The sequence below is a fragment of the Serratia sp. LSHTC3 genome (genome assembly GCF_057197125.1).
On the sequence record NZ_JBXUNP010000008.1, the window covers coordinates 36,387 to 52,167 of the forward strand.

Annotated in this window: 18 protein-coding genes; 9 read left to right on the forward strand and 9 right to left on the reverse strand. The window is 59.1% G+C overall.

The window, feature by feature from the left end; translation table 11 throughout:
* Positions 1-26 precede the first annotated feature (26 nt).
* Together rph and pyrE are read left to right on the forward strand one after the other, a co-directional pair.
* On the forward strand, positions 27-743 hold the full coding sequence (rph, locus tag AC2CGI_RS22330) for a ribonuclease PH (protein ID WP_004931205.1): 717 nt from the start codon (positions 27-29) through the stop codon (positions 741-743).
* A 96-nt stretch (positions 744-839) separates the two neighbouring features.
* On the forward strand, positions 840-1,481 hold the full coding sequence (gene pyrE, locus AC2CGI_RS22335) for an orotate phosphoribosyltransferase (protein WP_004931204.1): 642 nt from the start codon (positions 840-842) through the stop codon (positions 1,479-1,481).
* Positions 1,482-1,512: 31 nt separating this feature from the next.
* Here the strand turns inward: pyrE and slmA are convergent, their stop codons facing one another.
* From slmA to coaBC, 3 genes are all read right to left on the reverse strand, one after another.
* Entirely contained in the window at positions 1,513-2,109 is a 597-nt protein-coding gene (gene slmA / locus AC2CGI_RS22340; protein ID WP_004931203.1) for a nucleoid occlusion factor SlmA, read from the reverse strand.
* A 251-nt stretch (positions 2,110-2,360) separates the two neighbouring features.
* Complete coding sequence (dut, locus tag AC2CGI_RS22345) at positions 2,361-2,819, reverse strand: dUTP diphosphatase (RefSeq protein ID WP_015379440.1); 459 nt, start codon at positions 2,817-2,819, stop codon at positions 2,361-2,363.
* A complete protein-coding gene (gene coaBC, locus AC2CGI_RS22350) occupies positions 2,797-4,014 on the reverse strand; it encodes a bifunctional phosphopantothenoylcysteine decarboxylase/phosphopantothenate--cysteine ligase CoaBC (RefSeq protein ID WP_076740170.1) in 1,218 nt (405 codons plus the stop codon). The genes dut and coaBC overlap by 23 nt, the downstream gene beginning before the upstream one ends.
* A gap of 183 nt (positions 4,015-4,197) precedes the next feature.
* On the opposite strand from coaBC, the gene radC reads away from it, so the two are divergent.
* The 4 genes from radC (at position 4,198) to mutM (ending at position 6,456) form a co-directional block, all read left to right on the forward strand.
* Positions 4,198-4,881, forward strand: a complete 684-nt coding sequence (gene radC / locus AC2CGI_RS22355) for a RadC family protein (protein ID WP_004931197.1) — start codon at positions 4,198-4,200, stop codon at positions 4,879-4,881.
* Positions 4,882-5,143: 262 nt separating this feature from the next.
* Positions 5,144-5,380, forward strand: coding sequence for a 50S ribosomal protein L28 (rpmB, locus tag AC2CGI_RS22360; protein WP_004931195.1), 237 nt, complete (start codon positions 5,144-5,146; stop codon positions 5,378-5,380).
* 11 nt (positions 5,381-5,391) lie between these two features.
* Positions 5,392-5,559 (forward strand): 50S ribosomal protein L33, encoded by a 168-nt coding sequence (rpmG, locus tag AC2CGI_RS22365; protein WP_002442576.1) that lies wholly within the window; start codon positions 5,392-5,394, stop codon positions 5,557-5,559.
* A gap of 81 nt (positions 5,560-5,640) precedes the next feature.
* Positions 5,641-6,456: a bifunctional DNA-formamidopyrimidine glycosylase/DNA-(apurinic or apyrimidinic site) lyase gene (gene mutM, locus AC2CGI_RS22370; RefSeq protein ID WP_015379438.1), complete on the forward strand. Its 816-nt coding sequence runs from the start codon at positions 5,641-5,643 to the stop codon at positions 6,454-6,456.
* A 3-nt stretch (positions 6,457-6,459) separates the two neighbouring features.
* Here mutM and coaD read toward each other — a convergent pair whose 3' ends face one another.
* The 3 genes from coaD to waaA are packed head-to-tail and all read right to left on the reverse strand — an operon-like array spanning position 6,460 to position 9,000.
* Positions 6,460-6,945, reverse strand: a complete 486-nt coding sequence (gene coaD / locus AC2CGI_RS22375) for a pantetheine-phosphate adenylyltransferase (RefSeq protein WP_004931181.1) — start codon at positions 6,943-6,945, stop codon at positions 6,460-6,462.
* A gap of 3 nt (positions 6,946-6,948) precedes the next feature.
* Positions 6,949-7,722 carry a glycosyltransferase family 2 protein gene (locus AC2CGI_RS22380; protein ID WP_049240849.1) on the reverse strand — a complete coding sequence of 258 codons (774 nt, stop codon included), beginning with the start codon at positions 7,720-7,722 and terminating at the stop codon, positions 6,949-6,951.
* Positions 7,723-9,000: a lipid IV(A) 3-deoxy-D-manno-octulosonic acid transferase gene (waaA, locus tag AC2CGI_RS22385; protein WP_015379436.1), complete on the reverse strand. Its 1,278-nt coding sequence runs from the start codon at positions 8,998-9,000 to the stop codon at positions 7,723-7,725.
* A gap of 125 nt (positions 9,001-9,125) precedes the next feature.
* Here waaA and AC2CGI_RS22390 point away from each other — a divergent pair, with 125 nt between their 5' ends.
* The gene (locus AC2CGI_RS22390; protein ID WP_076740160.1) at positions 9,126-10,139 is read left to right on the forward strand and encodes a glycosyltransferase family 9 protein; all 1,014 of its coding nucleotides are present in this window, start codon (positions 9,126-9,128) and stop codon (positions 10,137-10,139) included.
* 41 nt (positions 10,140-10,180) lie between these two features.
* Here the strand turns inward: AC2CGI_RS22390 and AC2CGI_RS22395 are convergent, their stop codons facing one another.
* The 3 genes from AC2CGI_RS22395 to rfaQ are packed head-to-tail and all read right to left on the reverse strand — an operon-like array spanning position 10,181 to position 13,493.
* Positions 10,181-11,284, reverse strand: a complete 1,104-nt coding sequence (locus AC2CGI_RS22395) for a glycosyltransferase (protein WP_076740161.1) — start codon at positions 11,282-11,284, stop codon at positions 10,181-10,183.
* A gap of 2 nt (positions 11,285-11,286) precedes the next feature.
* Positions 11,287-12,414, reverse strand: a complete 1,128-nt coding sequence (locus tag AC2CGI_RS22400; protein WP_484593972.1) for a glycosyltransferase family 4 protein — start codon at positions 12,412-12,414, stop codon at positions 11,287-11,289.
* Complete coding sequence (gene rfaQ, locus AC2CGI_RS22405) at positions 12,411-13,493, reverse strand: putative lipopolysaccharide heptosyltransferase III (protein WP_041922294.1); 1,083 nt, start codon at positions 13,491-13,493, stop codon at positions 12,411-12,413. Before rfaQ ends, AC2CGI_RS22400 begins: the two co-directional genes overlap by 4 nt.
* A 210-nt stretch (positions 13,494-13,703) precedes the next feature.
* Between rfaQ and AC2CGI_RS22410 the strand changes: the two genes are divergently transcribed.
* Both AC2CGI_RS22410 and AC2CGI_RS22415 read left to right on the forward strand, forming a co-directional pair.
* Positions 13,704-14,660, forward strand: a complete 957-nt coding sequence (locus tag AC2CGI_RS22410) for a polysaccharide deacetylase family protein (protein WP_076740162.1) — start codon at positions 13,704-13,706, stop codon at positions 14,658-14,660.
* 8 nt (positions 14,661-14,668) lie between these two features.
* Positions 14,669-15,763 carry a glycosyltransferase family 9 protein gene (locus AC2CGI_RS22415; protein WP_076740163.1) on the forward strand — a complete coding sequence of 365 codons (1,095 nt, stop codon included), beginning with the start codon at positions 14,669-14,671 and terminating at the stop codon, positions 15,761-15,763.
* Positions 15,764-15,781: the final 18 nt, after the last annotated feature.

A 15,781-nucleotide genomic window follows, 5' to 3' on the forward strand; every position in this document is an offset into this window, starting at 1 on the left:
AGTTGATTTGAAGCCGGAGAGAGCCCATGCGTCCTGCAGGCAGAGCACCACAGCAAGTTCGCCCCCTGACACTGACCCGTCACTATACCAAACACGCTGAAGGTTCAGTGCTGGTTGAGTTTGGCGATACCAAAGTCTTGTGCACCGCCACGGTAGAAGAGGGCGTTCCGCGCTTCCTGAAAGGCCAGGGGCAAGGTTGGATCACCGCCGAGTACGGTATGCTGCCGCGCTCCACCCACAGCCGCAACGCCCGTGAAGCCGCCAAAGGCAAGCAGGGCGGCCGCACGCTGGAAATCCAGCGTCTGATCGCCCGCTCGCTGCGTGCCGCGGTGGATCTGAAAAAGCTCGGTGAATTCACCATCACCCTCGACTGCGACGTACTGCAGGCCGACGGCGGTACCCGCACCGCCTCCATCTCCGGCGCCTGCGTGGCGCTGGCCGACGCGCTGAACACCCTGGTGGCCAACGGCAAGCTGAAAGCCAACCCGATGAAGGGCATGGTGGCGGCGGTTTCCGTCGGCATCGTCAATGGCGAAGCGCTGTGCGATCTGGAGTATGTGGAAGATTCCGCCGCGGAAACCGATATGAACGTGGTGATGATGGAAGACGGCCGCATGATTGAAGTGCAGGGCACCGCCGAAGGCGAGCCGTTCAGCCACGATGAGCTGTTGGCGCTATTGGCGCTGGCCCGAGGGGGCATCGAAACCATCTTCCAGGCGCAGAAAGCGGCGCTGGTGGACTGATTTTTCAAGGCGACTGAGAAGTCGCCTTTTTTATGCCCGGCGATCGGGCGGCAGTAATGACAAGACCCAAGCAGATTCAGACGAGGAGAAGCAGTAATGAAAGCCTATCAGCGCCAGTTTATCGAGTTCGCGCTTAACAAGCAGGTATTGAAGTTCGGCGAGTTCACCCTGAAATCCGGCCGCACCAGCCCGTATTTCTTCAACGCCGGCCTGTTTAATACCGGGCGCGATCTTGCGCTGTTGGGGCGCTTCTACGCCGAAGCCCTGATGGATTCCGGCATCGATTTCGATCTGCTGTTTGGCCCGGCCTATAAAGGCATTCCTATCGCCACCACCACGGCGGTGGCGCTGGCGGAACACCATGAGCGCGACGTGCCTTACTGCTTTAACCGCAAGGAAGCCAAAACCCATGGCGAAGGCGGTTCGCTGGTGGGCAGCCCGCTGCAGGGGCGCGTGATGCTGGTGGACGATGTGATCACCGCCGGCACCGCGATCCGCGAGTCGATGGAAATCATCGGCGCCAGCGGCGCTTCGCTGGCGGGTGTGCTGATCTCCCTCGACCGTCAGGAACGCGGCCGCGCGGATATCTCCGCCATTCAGGAAGTGGAACGCGACTATCACTGCAAGGTGATTTCGATCGTGACGCTGAAAGACCTGATTGCCTACCTGGAAGAGAAACCGGAGATGGCGGACCACCTGGCGGCGGTGCGCGCTTACCGCGAGCAGTACGGGGTATAAATAACAACGCCGGGCATGCCCGGCGTTTTCGTTATTGCAGCTGTGCCGCTAATAGCGGCCAGCGGGCGTCGAATTCCTGCGTGGGGCGATAGCGGAATTCCGAACGCACATAGCGCGACAACATGCCTTCGCAGAAGGCCAGCAGTTGGCTGGCCAGCAGCGTTTCATCGACGATAAAGCCTTTGCCTTCGCGCAATTTGCGCTCTTTCAGCACCTGACGCAGCTGCGCCTCGATGCGCTCGAACAGCTGGTTGATGCGGCCCTGCAGGCGATCCTGTTCAAACATCAGCGCGTGGCCGGTCATGATGCGCGTCAGCCCTGGGTTGCGCTCCGCAAAGCCCAGAATCAGCAGCAAAATCAGGCGCAGACGATTAAACGTCTCTTTCTCGTCCTGCAAGATCAGGTTGATGCGGGTGATCAGGCTGTCTTCGATAAACTCGATCAGACTGTCGAACATCCGTGTCTTGCTGGGGAAATGCCGGTACAGCGCAGCTTCAGAAACACCCACGTTCGCGGCGAGCTTGGCGGTGGTGATGCGTTGGCTGCCGTCGCTGGATTCCAGCATCTGGGCTAACGCCTGCAATATTTCCTCGCGCCGATTCCTTTTCGTCTTTTCTTTTTCTGCCATGTCTGATTAGACCCTTGCTAAAACTTAACTGACGGAAACCCGCGCACCGGCCGCTGCAGAGCAGGCTCTGTGCGGCTTATGTGATAGCTTTTTTACGATGCTGGGGTCAGCGGCCTTAACGGCCTTTTTCCGCGCTGCCTGGTGTGCGCTGCAATTGTCGCGGTAAAACCTTGCCGCAGAGACATCCTTCTTCCCGGAAAGGCAAGGTTCAGGCGACGTTTCCCTGCCGGTCATCGTGCATTGGGTGGCGCTTAGTGGCGCCCCGAGTGGCCGAAGCCGCCTTCGCCGCGTTCGCTGCTGTCGAACTCTTCCACCAGGTTGAATTCGGCCTGCACCACCGGCACGAAGACCATCTGCGCGATACGTTCGCCCGGCTCGATGGTGAAGTGCTTCTGGCCGCGGTTCCACACGGACACCATCAGCTGGCCCTGGTAATCGGAGTCGATCAGGCCGACCAGATTGCCCAGCACGACGCCGTGCTTATGGCCCAGGCCTGAGCGCGGCAGGATCACCGCCGCCAGGCTGGCGTCGGCGATGTGGATCGCGAGGCCGGTAGGCAGCAGCGTGGTTTCACCCGGCGCCAGCTCTACCGCGCTGTCCAGACAGGCGCGCAGGTCGAGACCGGCAGAGCCCGGCGTAGCGTAGGTCGGTAGCGGGAAATCCTGACCGATGCGTGGGTCGAGGATCTTAACGTCGATTTTTTTCATCATAACGGCTGACTATCTCGTCTATTAAACGTTGGCCAAGGAGTGCCTTGTCGCTCAGCGCCAGGCGCTTTTCTCCATCCTGCCAAAAAAGGTGCAGGGCATTGGTGTCGCTGTTGAACCCGTGCTCTGCAAGCGATACATCGTTAGCGCAAATCAAATCCAGCTTCTTACGCGCCAGTTTTTGCCGCGCGTATTCTTCCACATTCTGGGTTTCGGCGGCAAACCCCACGACAAACGGTCGATTTTTGGTCATCGCCGCCACGCCGGCGACGATATCGGGGTTTTTTACCATCTTGAGGACGATTTCATCACCCTGTTTTTTTATTTTTTCATCGGCGATCCGCTCGGGGCGATAGTCGGCCACGGCGGCGCAGGAGATGAAAATCTGCTGCTGCGCGGCGAGTTGCTGCACCGCCTGCTCCATCTCCAGTGCGCTGGTAACGTCGACTCGGGTGACTGATGGCGGCGTCGGCAAATTGACCGGCCCGGCGATCAGCGTCACCTGCGCGCCGCGAGCGGCGGCTGCGCGGGCAATGGCGAAGCCCATTTTGCCGGAGCTGTGATTGCTGATGAAACGTACCGGATCCAGCGCTTCACGCGTCGGGCCGGCGGTGATCATAACCTGCAAATGTTGCAGATCCTGCGTGACAGAGAAATGGCCGTTCGCCAGCTCGACGATGTCCAGCGGATCCAGCATGCGGCCCGGGCCGACGTCGCCGCAGGCCTGGCTGCCGCTGTCAGGCCCCCAGAGCAGCATGCCGCGCGCCTGCAGCGTTTGCAGGTTGGCCTGCGTGGCGGCGGCGCGATACATCTGCTGGTTCATGGCGGGCGCGGCGGCGATAGGGGCGTCGGTCGCCAGGCAGACGGTGGTCAGCAGATCGTTGGCCATGCCGGCGGCGACGCGCGCCAGCAGATCGGCGGTCGCCGGCGCCAGAATCACCAGATCCGCCCATTTGCCGAGCTCGATGTGGCCCATGGCGGCTTCGGCGGCGGGATCCAACAGATCGTCGGACACCGGATGGCCGGAAACGGCCTGCAGCGTCAGCGGCGTAATGAACGCCTTGGCGGCGTGGGTCATCACCACGCGCACTTCCGCGCCCCTGTCGCGCAGGCGGCGCACCAGCTCTGGGCATTTGTAGGCGGCGATGCCGCCGCTGATGCCAAGCACAATATGTTTGCCGGAAAGTCCCGTCATCATCATTGTCCGATTGAAAGCCGAAAGATGCGCCATTTTAGCATATCCGCCGTTCAGGTGAGCGATTCCGCAATGGCTGCAGGGCGTTACATTGTGCTTTGCGAAACACTTCGCAATGTTATCAAACACCTGTCGAACGCGTCGGGTGGCGCATGGCATGCTGTAGCCCTTTCAGGGAGGAACACGATGAGCAACCCGATTGTGGCGTGCTGGCCGGGCGCGTTGGCGCCGCGTGAAAAGCTGTTGATGCAAGGGGCGGCGTCGTTGTCCGACGCAGAGCTGTTGGCCATTTTCTTGCGCACCGGATTGCCCGGCGTGCACGTGATGCAGCTGGCGGAGCAACTGCTGCGCCGATTCGGCTCGCTTTATCACCTGATGTCGGCCGATCATCAGGCTTTTTGCAGCCAAAAAGGCCTGGGCGACGCCAGCTATACCCAACTGCAGGCGATTGCCGAGCTGGCGCTGCGCTTCTTTTCCAGCCACTTGTCGCAGGAAAATGCCATGCTCAACCCGCGCGTTACCCAGCATTATCTGCAAAGCCTGCTGGCGCATCGCGAGCGAGAGGTCTTTTTGGTATTGTTTTTAGACAATCAGCATCGGGTTATTCGCCATCAGGAGATGTTTGCTGGTACCATCAGCAGCGTCGTCGTCTACCCGAGAGAAATTGTGCGCGAAGCGTTGAAGGCTAATGCCGCCGCGCTGATTCTCGCGCATAATCACCCTTCGGGTAAGGCTGAACCCAGTCATGCCGACCGTTTAATAACGGAACAGGTGGTGAAAGCCTGTCAGTTATTGGAGATCCGAGTGCTTGATCATTTGGTGATCGGTCGGGGTGAATGCGTCTCTTTTGCCGAGCGCGGATGGCTTTAAGCGATTTTTTCGCGATCCTTGTGGGATCTTTAGCTGTTCGGGACTTGAGCACTTACGCTTCAGAGCGTATACTACGCCACCTTTGAGAATCTTGGGTTTGGCGCAAGAGCCTATCTCAGCAGGTTTCTGACCTGATGTGTGGTTTCTACCTGATGACGAGAGTCTCCTCAGTATGAAGTTTGCTGAGATGGGCTCTAAAAGCCTGACGAGGCGGCCATACCCTATACGAAGCTCGAGCTGATTTGATTTTTGGAGAATAGACATGTCCCGAGTCTGCCAAGTTACTGGCAAGCGCCCGGTGAGCGGTAACAACCGTTCCCACGCAATGAACGCGACCAAACGCCGTTTTCTGCCTAACCTGCACTCACACCGTTTTTGGGTTGAGGCTGAGAAGCGCTTTGTAACTCTGCGTGTATCTGCTAAAGGTATGCGTGTTATCGATAAGAAGGGTATTGAGACGGTTCTGGCCGATCTGCGTGCCCGTGGTGAGAAGTATTAAGGAACTGAATCATGGCTAAAGGTGTTCGCGAGAAGATCAAGCTGGTTTCTTCTGCTGGTACTGGTCACTTCTATACCACCACGAAGAACAAGCGTACTAAGCCGGAAAAATTGGAACTGAAGAAATTCGATCCAGTTGTCCGTCAGCACGTAGTATACAAAGAAGCTAAAATTAAATAATTTTAGTGGATTAATGAAAAACCCGGCCTTGGCCGGGTTTTTTGTTTTATAAAGGGTAGAAAACGTCGGAGGGGAAGCCAGATGCCTGAATTACCGGAAGTTGAGACGAGCAGACGCGGTATAGAGCCTTATCTTGTCGGCCACAGCATTCAGTATGCGGTGGTGCGCAATGCGCGCCTGCGCTGGCCGGTTTCCGAGCAGATCCTGACGCTGAGCGATCGGCCGGTGCTCAGCGTGCAGCGCCGGGCCAAATACCTGCTGATCGAGCTGGAGAACGGTTGGATTATCGTGCACCTGGGCATGTCGGGCAGCCTGCGCATGCTGCGCGAGGAAAACGAAGACGAAGCCGGCAAACACGACCACGTCGATCTGGTGATCAGCAACGGCATGATCCTGCGCTATACCGATCCGCGCCGTTTCGGCGCCTGGCTGTGGTGCGAAGACCTGGCGACCAGCAGCGTGTTGGCGCATCTGGGGCCGGAACCGCTGAGCGAAGCGTTCAACGGCGACTACCTGTATGAAAAATCACGCAATAAGCGCACGCTGATCAAACCGTGGCTGATGGATAACAAGTTGGTGGTCGGCGTTGGTAACATTTACGCCAGCGAATCGCTGTTCAGCGCCGGGATCCTGCCCGATCGTCCGGCGGGATCGTTGAGCAAAGCCGAAGCGGAACTGCTGACGAAGACCATCAAGGCGGTGTTGCAGCGCTCTATCGAGCAGGGCGGCACGACATTGCGCGACTTTTTGCAGTCGGACGGCAAACCGGGGTATTTCGCGCAGGAGCTGCAGGTTTACGGGCGGGCGGGAGAACCGTGCCGCGCATGCGGCACGCCGATTGAATCCGCCAAGCACGGGCAGCGCAGCACCTTCTTTTGCCGCCGCTGCCAGCGCTGAGCATCACTCGGCGGCGAGCTTCGCCATCAGCGCCTGGGTGACCACATCGGGCAGGAAAGGCGCGATATCGCCGCCGTGGCGGGCGACCTCCTTCACCAGTGAGGAGGAGATGAACGACCACTCTTCGGAAGGCATCAGAAATACGCTTTCCAGCGTTGGCATCAAGTGACGGTTCATGTTCGCCAGCTGCAGTTCGTATTCAAAGTCAGACACCGCACGCAGCCCGCGCACCAGGATATTGGCGTTCTGGTGGGCGGCGAAGTGCGCCATCAGCTCACTGAAGCCCAGCACTTCCACATTGTCCAGATGCGAGGTGACCTGCGTCGCCAACGCCACGCGCTCATCCAGGCTGAACAGCGGTTTTTTGCTCGGGCTGGCGGCGATGGCCAGAATGACGTGATCGAACATCAGTGATGCGCGCGTCACTAAATCCAGGTGGCCGTTGGTCATGGGATCGAACGTCCCGGGATAGATGGCTTTGCTGGTCATGATTCACTTCTCTGAGTAGTTGCGGCCCAATGCCCATAATGCGGCATATTTATTGAAGGTATATTGCGCGTTGACCACCGCTAACAGCAACCCCTGTTTACCGTCCAGGAAGCCGGCGCGCAGCAGCCAGGTTTTGACGAAGGCGCCGAGCGTGTGGGTCAGGATGGACAGGTAGCCGCAGCGCTTGCCGGCCCGGTGGCGCTGGGTGGCCCACTCTTCGGCATAGCGCAGCTGTTTACGCTGGAAGGCGAAGAAATCGCGGCAGGTCAGGTGCAGCATATCGCCGCTGAGGGGGATCACTTTGGCGTCGCCGATGTTCAGCGACTCGTGCACCAGATCGTCGTTATAGCGATAGCGTTGGTTGGCGTACAGGCGGTTGACGCGGTCGGGATACCAGCCGCTGTGGCGCATGAAGCGGCCGAGGAACAGGTTGCGCCGCGCGCAGCTGTAGACGGCGCCGTCCTCCGGCGCGTTCAACACCTGTTCGATAGATTGCCGCAGCTCGGGTGTAACGCGTTCGTCGGCGTCGATCATCAAAACGTAGTCATGGCTGGCGTAGCTTTGCGCCAGCTGACGCTGCTTGCCAAACCCTTGCCAATCGGTGTGGGTGAAGACTTTGGCGCCCAGGCTTTCGGCGACGGCGACGCTGTCGTCTTCGCTGCCGGAGTCCAGCACGATGATTTCATCGGCCCACTCGACCGAGCGCAGGCAGTCCGGCAACAGCCCGGCTTCGTTTTTGGCGATCATCACCACCGACAGGCTTTTGCGGCTGCTCATTCAGTGACTCCGGGGCGGCAGGTGCGGTTCCAGCAGCTGCAGCAGGCGCTGCAACGCTCCCTGATTCTGATACAGCACTTCCACCGCATGACGGCCGTAGTAACGGCGGTAGTCTTCGTCGGTCAGCAGGGTTGCCACTTCCTTCACCAGCGAATCCACGTCGGTCACGGTGATCAGGCCTTCGGCCTGCGAAAGCTTGGCGCAGATGTCTTTAAAGTTGAAAGTATGCGGGCCCATCAACACCGGGATGGCGTGCGCGGCGGCTTCCAGCGGGTTGTGCCCGCCGCGTTCCACCAGGCTGCCGCCGACAAAGGCCAGATCGGCGATGCCGTACAGCAGCATCAGTTCGCCCATGGTATCGCCGATCACCACCTGGGTGCTGCCGGACGGGATTTCGCCACTGCTGCGCAGGGTGTAACTGAAGCCGGCCTTCTGCACCAGCTCTTTGGCGGTCGGGAAGCGTTCCGGGTGACGCGGCACCAGGATCAGCAGCAGGTCAGGGTGTTTTTCCAGCAGTTTGCGGTGCGCTTCCAGCAGGATGGTCTCTTCACCGTCGTGGGTGCTGGTGGCGATCCACACCGGGCGGCGCGGCGCCCATTGGCGGCGCAATGTAACGGCGCGGGCGGCCAGCTCCGGGGTGACGGAGATATCGAATTTCAGGCTGCCGGTGACGGCCAGCTGAGAGCGTTTCAGGCCCAGTTCGATAAACCGATCGCCATCTTCCTGGTTCTGTGCGGCGATCAGCGTGATGCGGCGCAGCATATCGCGCATGAATCCGCCAATTTTCTTATAGCCGGCGGCGGAGCGGGCCGACAGGCGTGCATTGGCGATCACCAGGGGGATTTGCCGCTGATGCAGCGCGTTGATCAGGTTAGGCCATAGCTCGGTTTCCATGATGATCACCAGCTTGGGATTCACCTGGTCGAGGAAGCGGTTCATGGCGCCGGGCAGATCGTAGGGCAGATAGACATGATGCACGTCTTTGCCGAAAGCGGACTGGACGCGTTCTGAACCTGTCGGGGTCATTGTGGTCACAGTTATCGGCAAAGCGGGGTAACGATGGCGCAGCGCCCGCACCAGCGGGATGGCCGCCAGCGTTTCGCCGACGGAGACGGAATGCAGCATGATGCCGCCTGGCACGACTTTCCCGGCGCAGAAGCCATAGCGTTCCGCCCAGCGTTTACGGTAGGCTGGAGCTTTGCGGCTGCGCAGCAGTAAGCGGAGCCAGATCAGGGGTTGGATGAGGTAGAGTAGTACCTGATATAAACGCAGCAACATTCTATCAATTTCATTTATATGGGTTATTCGGAATAGTACCATAACTGGAAGGGAAAGGCGCTAATTTGGTAACCTTGGGTGTCAGTTTCAGACAACCGGCGAGCGATTTCGCCGACAGGCTCGGAATGAAGAATATTTTAATTATTCGCCGCGATAACATCGGCGATCTTGTTTGCACCACGCCCTTGATTGAGGGGGTGAAAATTGCCTATCCGGACGCAAAAGTTTATCTGCTGATCAATAAAGTTAGCCAGGATGTTGTTAAAAACAATCCTCATCTCGAGAAAGTCTTTGTCTATAAAAAGGCCAAGCACAAGGCGAAAAATGAGACCACGTTGGGCGTTTATTTCGAACGCATGATGATCTTCCTGAAGCTGCGCAAAATAAAGTTCGATGCGGTTATTCTGGCCAACCCGGTGCCTTGCAAATACAGCCTGCGTCTAGCGAAAATGGCCGGCGCCACCCATATCATCGGCGCCGATCTGGGCACGAAAGATATTCATCACCCGTTCCGCAAGGACGATTTCCGCGGCCTCCATCAGGTCGAACACACCTACAGCTATTTATCGGCGATAACCGATCAATCCATTCCGATCCCGCCGGTGCGGGTGTTTCTGGCGCCTGAAGAGCGGCAATTGGCGGCGCAGCGGCGGCAGGAACGTCTGCCGCCGGTCGAACGAGTCTGCGCCGTGCACATCAGCAGCCGCAGCCCGAAACGGCGTTGGCCGGTTGAGCGCTATGCCGAAATCATCAACCGTCTGGTTGCCGATCCCCACACTGGCGTGCTGATCTTTTGGTCGCCGCAGGGCACGCTGGCACCGGACGACATCGGCGATCAGCAGCGCGCCGAACAGCTGCTGGCGCTGTGTCAAAACGAACGCGTCGCGCTTTATCCGACGGCGTCGGTGCGTGAGCTGTTGGGCGGGTTTGATTTATGCGACCGGGTGCTGTGCAGCGACGGTGGGCAGATGCATCTTGCTGCTGCGTTGAATAAGGACATGGTGGTGTTCTTTGGCGATACCGATAAAGTGTCCTGGCATCCATGGACTGGCCGCCATCATATTTTGCAAAGTGAATCGGGGCACTGTGAAGATGTTTCTGTCGATGAGGTTTGGCAGAAAATGCAGGCGCTCAACTAACGAAGAAAATAAGGCAGGCATCCCCTGCCTTATTTATTTTTTTATTGTTCTTCTTTCAGCTCAATATATTGATGGCAAATAGGCTCAAGCCCATAGCTCAGCAATTGCTGTTGATTTATCTGCGGCGGGTTGGCGTAAACCTCCGCCATTTTTTCTGCCAGCGACGCTTCGTTTAATTCCGCCAGCGCGTTAGCCATGCCGGCTTTTTCCAGAATTTCCGCAGGGCCGCCCGGGCAGCGAGTGCTGACCACCGGTGTGCCGCACAGCAGCGATTCTACCAGTACGTTGCCAAACCCTTCGCTGTCGGAGCTGAGCACCAGCAGTGAGGCATGACGAATAAACGGATAGGGATTGCTCTGGAAACCGAGGAACAACACGCGCTCTGCGATGCCCAAGTCTGCCGCCAGACGTTTGACCTCGTCGACTTTGGCGTCGTCACCGGACCCGAGCAAGGCCAGCGGCGCCTGAATGCCGGAGAGCGCATAGGCTTTCAACAGGCGGTCATGCCGCTTGGTGGTGTGAAAGCGGCCGACGTGCACCAGATAGCCCTGGCCGGCCAGTTCGCAAGGCGCCGCCGCCTGTTGCTGAATGGCGTCGATGTCGAACGGGTTGTTGATGACCGCCAACCGGCGCGGGCGGATCGGCAAGTTCCGCTGCAGATCGTCGCCGACCGCCTGTGAAACGGCGACGATATTTCTTCCCTGGTAAACGTTGGCGATTTTGCGTTGCTTCAGCCAGCGATCGAGACCCTTGCGGTGGCCGAGGTAGGAGGTGGAGAGGATGCCGTGAATGCAGAACCACAGGCGATCCGCGGCCAACCGCTTGCTGCGGCTGACGATGCGATCGGTTTTATGCAGGTTGGAGAACACCAGATCGAACGCGCCGTGTTGGCGCTCGTGTTCGGCTATCGCGCGATCCAGCGCGGCGGCGCGGCGCGACAGCTCGGTCAGCTTGCGCCAGGGGGCACGGCTGCGATCGGCCAGCACCTGATAATCAATGCCCGGTGGAATAGGGTAATTGCAGACGTCGCGCAGCGAGATCAGACTGACGTCGTGCCCCTGTTGCTGCATGCCCTGACACAGGGTCAGCACCACTTTTTCCGCGCCGCCTCCCGGCAGGCCATCGATGATCATCAGAATACGCATAGCTAATCCAGTAACCGGTTATAGAGGGAAATCAGCTGTTCGGACAGATGCGCCGGCGTAGCCGTCATAATGCGCAATCTCGCCGCTTCGCCCATGGATGATCCCAGCGCCTGGCGCGGCAGTGCCCGAATAGCCTCCGTGATGGCCGGTACGTCGAGCGCGTCGGTCACGAAGCCGTTCTGGCCTAGGGTGATAAACTCGGCGCCGCCGCAGGTGGTGCTGGTGATAACCGGCAGGCCGCACGACATCGCTTCCAGAATCACATTCGGGAACGGATCGTACAGCGTCGGCAGCAGCAGCGCGTCCGCGGCCTGATAGAACGGCAGGGTCTGCTTCTGCACGCCCATAAAGTGAATGCGATCGCCGCAGCCCAGCGACTGCGCCAGCGCCCGGTAGCGTTTTTCGGCTTTGTCTTTACCGATCACCAGGAGGTGGCTGTCGGTCGCCGCCACGGCGCGGATGGCGGCGGCCAGCCCTTTGCGCTCGAAACCGGAGCCGACGAAGATCAGGCAGTGCGCCTGTTGCGGGATCTGATATTGCTCGCGCAGACGTTGACGCAGGGCCTCGTCGGCGGGCGGGAACTTTTGATTGTCGATGGCGTTATAGATCACCGTGATCTTGTCGGCGGGCACGCCAAAGTCGGCGATGATTTCCTGCTTGATCATCTCGGCGTTGCAGATGACGGCTTTCAGCTCGGGCGCGGCGTACATGGCGCGTTCGGCGCACATCACATAGCGGTGATAGCGATTGGAGAACAGCCACTTGCGGCGCCATTCCGGCAGCAGACGCGCGCGTTGCAGCAGCCAGCGGCGGTGTACGCCGTCGCCGGCGCGATAGATGTCGCAGCCGGGAATGCGCTCGTGGCTTTGCACCAGATCGAAGCGCTCTTTCTGCCACAGCGCCCTGGCTGCCACGGCGAAGCCTCGCTCGCGGCTGATGCGGCCGAGCTTTAACGGGTTACACAGGTGGATATGCCAGTTGGGATTGGCGTCGCCCTGCCATTCGCGAGTGATGACGTTCAGATCGAGATCCTGTTGCTCCAGCGCTTCCAGGGCGCGGGAAACGAAACGTTCGGCTCCGCCGTCCGGGCGATATTTTTGGCGAACGATCGCCAAACGAAATGCTTTCATGCCAGCGTGCTCCGCGCGGCTGCAATCACCGCGTCTGTAGGAATAAGGTCGAGATACCGTTCGTCGGTGCCGGTATCGATGGCGTCCGGATCGGGCAGTTCGCCGAAGTCGCCGGCCCAGATCACGGCGCCGGTAGCTTGCCACGGCCGCCAGAAAGTCAGCTTGGAAGGGCCGAACAGCGCCACGCACGGCGTTTGCAGCGCGGCGGCCATGTGCATCGGCACCGAATCCACCCCGATAAACAGCTTGGCGTGGTCGATCAGGGCGGCCAGTTGGCGCAGCGTCAGCTGGCCGGCCAACGAGATCACGCCCTGTGGCGGGCAGAGCGCCAAAATGCGTTCTACCATGGCTTGTTCTCTGGCGTCGGGGCCGGAGGTGATCACCAGCTGGTGGCCGTCGGCCTGCAAGGCGGTGAGGGTGGCGGCCATTTTCTCTTCGCTCCAGCATTTGAAGAACCAGCGCGAGGTGGGTTGCACCACAATATAACTGCCGAAGACGCCCTGCTTCTGCAACCGTTGCTCACAAGCCTGCCAATCCTGCGGATCGTAACTCATGGTCACATGTTCATTGAGCGCGGGCAGGTTCAGCGGCGCCAGCAGCGAAAGATTCTGTTCGACGGTATGCAGGTGGGCGTGATTGTCGACCGGCACCAGCTGGGTGTGGCAATGGCGCCACAGCAAGCCGCGGCGTTTGGGGAAATCGAAGCCCAGACGGATACGCGCACCGGTCAGGCGCGTGAGGATGGCGCTGCGCCACTGATCGGCCAGGTTGACCACCAGATCGTAGCGTTGCGCCTTCAGGCGACGCAGCAGCGCCAGTTCGTGCCCCAGGTGCGCGCGGGCGCCCTGTTTTTTCCATTGACGGTCGATGGCGAACAGCGTCGACAGTTCCGGATTACTGGCCAGCATCTCCTGCGTTTCCTGATACAGCAGTACGTCGATCTGCGCCTGCGGGTAGTTTTGCCGCAGGCTGCTGATGACCGGCGTGACCAGCAGCATATCGCCGTGATGGCGCAGTTTTATGATCAGAATACGCTGTACGGATGGGGCGGAAGTTGGGGCTGGCGCGTCGTTCATCATGAGTCGCTTTCTGGGAAACCAATCTTTGATTCTAAATGACCCGATCGCATGTGGCTACTGTTGCAAGGTTTTCTTGCCTGGCCGTAAAAAAATCGCCGGAGCAGGGACGAATGCGCTTCAACGTTGTCCAAACCAGGCAGCAAAGTCGTTTGCCCTGGCGAAACGGCCTGCGTAACATAGTGCATTCTGTTGATATCAGGCTCGATATTCATGACTAAACCGGCATTTCTCATCACCATTGATACCGAAGGCGATAATCTGTGGCAAAACCACGATCGCATCGCGACCGAAAACACGCGTTTCTTGCCGCGCTTTCAGGCATTGTGCGAAAAATACGCCTTCAAACCGGTTTATCTCACCAACTATGAAATGGCGGTGGACCCGGCTTATGTCGAGTTCGCGCGCGACGTGATCGCTCGCGGCACGGGTGAAGTGGGCATGCACCTGCATGCCTGGAACAGCCCGCCGCTGACGCCGCTCACCGACGACGACTGGCGCCACAAGCCTTATTTGATCGAGTATCCCGCCGATCAGATCCGCGCCAAGGTCGATCACATGACCAAGCTGCTGGAAGATGCCTTCCAGACCAAAATGCTCAGCCATCGCGCCGGCCGTTGGGCGTTCAACGAATATTATGCCTCGCTGCTGCTGGAATACGGCTATCAGGTGGATTGTTCGGTGACGCCGCGGGTCAACTGGCAGTTTTCGCCGGGCAATCCACAGGGCAACGGCGGCACAGATTACAGCCGGTTCCCGTCGCAGTCCTATTTCATCGATCCGCAGAACATCGCCAAACCGGGCGCTTCGTCGTTGCTGGAAGTGCCGATGAGTATCCAGTACAAGCACTCGGCGCTGATGAATGCCTTCAAGCAGGGCTATGACCGGCTGCGCGGCAAGCGGCGTTCGCCGTCCGTCAACTGGCTGCGGCCGAGTGGCGGCAACGTGGCCAAGATGATAAGCGTGGCCGAGACGTCGTTGGCGCAGGGGCATGACTACGTCGAGTTTATGCTGCACTCCTCCGAGTTTATGCCGGGCGGCAGCCCGACGTTCAAAACCGAGCAGGATATCGAAGGGCTGTACCGCGATCTGGAGCAGCTGTTTGACTGGCTGCAGCAGCGCACGGTGGGCATGACGCTGGCCGAGTATTATCAACTTAAAGCGAATTAAGCACGCACATGTCGAAGAAATGGAAAATCAAGGTTGCCGACTGGTTCTTGCGGCGCTATACGGCGAAGTACGGCCGTTTTCAGGACAAGGCGACGTTCGACGGCGCCCAGCAGTTTGACAATATCGTCATCTATTCCACCACGGCGTTGGGCGATTTCATGTTCAACACGCCGGCACTGCGGGCGATGCGGGAACGCTACCCCAACGCGCACATCACGCTGGTGGTGCACAAGAAAAACCGCGAGCTGGTGGAAAACGGCCGCTATTACGATCGCGTGGTGTATTGGGACAGCAAGATCAAGACGATGCGCCCGTTGCTGAAATCGCTGCGCGAACATCAGCCGGATTTGGCGCTGATCCTGCATTCCCATCTGCCTTATGACATCATCAGCGCCGTACTGGCCGGGGCGAAGTACATTATCAGGGATAACTACAGTTCAGGCATTTGCGGGCTGGAGCCTTGGCTAACCAACTACGTCTTCCATTATTACGGCCACTTCGTGCGCCGCAAGCTGGAGCTGATTTCCATTTTGGGCTGCCGCAGCGACGATCCGACGATGGAAATTCCCGTGGATTATCAGCACGGCGTCAAAAGCAGCGAGCATCCCACCATCGGTTTTCAGCTGGGGGCGTCAACGGAGTCGCGTTGCTGGCCGGTTGCGCATTATGCGCGGCTGGCCGATGAGCTGGTGGCGAAGCACCCAAATGTACGCATCGTGCTGATTGGCGCACCGTTTGACGACGGCAAGGCCAAACAGTTTTTGAGTCTGATCGGCCCGCAAACGCAGGCCTGCGTGGATAACCAGATCGGTAAAACGGGGCTGCAAGGTTTGCTGACGTTGCTCGACAGTTTCCATGTTCTGGTTACCGGCGATACCGGGCCGCTGCATCTGGCGGTGGCATTGAAGGTGAAAACCATCAGTCTGTTCGTGACCGCCGACTCACGCTCCACCGGGCCGATTCAGGATCCTGAACTGCACCGCATCATTCAGGTGTCTCGTACCGGCTATACGATGCCGCTGGAGGCGGAAAGCCCGATGGGGGTTATCCAGCCGCAGCGGATTTATGACGAGCTGGTCGCGCACGTGCCTTTAGCGCGCTAAAGGCGAGACGACGCATCG